This is a genomic window from Streptosporangium sp. LJ11, assembly GCF_051918945.1.
Taxonomy (GTDB): domain Bacteria; phylum Actinomycetota; class Actinomycetes; order Streptosporangiales; family Streptosporangiaceae; genus Streptosporangium.
Genome location: NZ_JBPXMB010000089.1, coordinates 1 through 1,480, shown reverse-complemented (window position 1 = coordinate 1,480; position 1,480 = coordinate 1). Strand labels below are relative to the sequence as shown.

Annotated in this window: 2 protein-coding genes; one reads left to right on the top strand and one right to left on the bottom strand. The window is 64.8% G+C overall.

Annotated features, from left to right (window positions below; genetic code table 11):
- The first annotated feature begins 7 nt into the window (after window positions 1-7).
- Window positions 8-844: an IS5 family transposase gene (locus ACTOQ3_RS43500; protein WP_440089921.1), complete on the top strand. Its 837-nt coding sequence runs from the start codon at window positions 8-10 to the stop codon at window positions 842-844.
- 9 nt (window positions 845-853) lie between these two features.
- Here ACTOQ3_RS43500 and ACTOQ3_RS43495 read toward each other — a convergent pair whose 3' ends face one another.
- Window positions 854-1,420, bottom strand: a complete 567-nt coding sequence (locus ACTOQ3_RS43495) for a hypothetical protein (protein ID WP_440089920.1) — start codon at window positions 1,418-1,420, stop codon at window positions 854-856.
- Between the last annotated feature and the right edge of the window lie 60 nt (window positions 1,421-1,480).

Sequence of the window (1,480 nt, the reverse complement as noted above, 5' to 3'; positions counted from 1 at the left end):
GGGCTGGATGTCGTCTGCTCGTCGTGGTTACCCGTCGGATCTGACCGATGCCCAGTGGGCGCTCATCGAGCCGCTTCTACCGCAGCCCAACACCAACGGCCGGCAGGAGAAACACCCGCGTCGGGAGATCGTCAACGCGATTCTGTACGTAGTGCGTTCGGGTTGCCCGTGGCGCTATCTGCCAGCTGACCTGCCGCCGTGGCAGACCGTGTACTGGTACTTCACCCGATGGGAAGCCGCTGGCGTGACCGAGAAACTGCTGGCGGCGCTGCGCACCAAGGCCCGTGTCCAGCAGGGCCGCAATCCGGAGCCATCTGCCGGAATTATCGACTCGCAGTCCGTACGAGGTGCCGATACCGTTGCCGGTGACAGCCGTGGTTACGATGCCGGCAAGAAGGTCAACGGCCGTAAACGGTTCATCGTCACCGACATGTGCGGGCTGCTGATCGCGGTGGCGGTGATGGCGGCGAGCCGACAAGACCGCGACGGCGCCAAAACCGTGCTGCTCGGCACTTATCTGGCCACGCCGATCCGGTACGTCTTCGCTGACCAGGGCTTCACCGGACGTCTGGTGGACTGGGCCCACGACATCCTCAAGACGACTGTGGAGATCGTGCGCAAACCCGCCGAGCAGCGCGGTTTCGCGGTGCACCCGCGCCGCTGGGTGGTGGAGCGGACTCTGGCTTGGCTGACCGCCTGCCGCCGACTAGCCCGCGACTACGAACGCCATTCTGGGGTCTCCGAGGCCATCGTGCGCTGGGCCGCCATCGCCGGCATGGCCCGACGTATCACCCACGGCCGACCCGCTCAACGCCAGCGTCGACGTGTCTTCCGCTGCCCTTGATCACGTTCGTCAAGCAGCCTGTGAGTCCCACCAGCGTGGCGATTCGTCATCGGGTGTGTCCGGGCTGGCGAAGTGGAACGGCACGCCGAGGCTGCGGGCTACCGCCTGGCCTTTCTCGGCAGCTTCGACGGCTTCCGGCCAAGGCGGAACTTCGCCGTTGAACAAGCGCAGGTCGCTCCCGCGCCGAAACAGCGCCAGCGGCCGCTCGTCGAAGCGGTGATGGTACCGGCCCGGCCGTTGCACGATCGCGACCAGCTCCACGAACCAGCCCTGAGTATCTCCGTCCCACAGCACCTCAACCGCGACCACCGGCTCGCTGATCGCGTTGACCATCCCGATCAGCTGTGGAACCTGCACGGGCGGTTCTTCAAGGTCAACCAAGCCCTGCTCGGCCAACCAGACGGATCGCTCCCGCAGCATGTTCTGCATCTCATACAGGTCAGGGGCAAGATCAAACCCACCTTCGGACCGCAACAGCACGATGGCTTCAATCAGCCGCTGACGACGAAGTTGTTCGTCGATCCGACCACGAACCTGTGGAGACAACGCCGCCCACCACCCGTCCTGCTCTTGCACACCGACCAGTCTCACCAACCAAGATCACGGTGTTGCAACGCCCGCTCTCAAACACGCTCT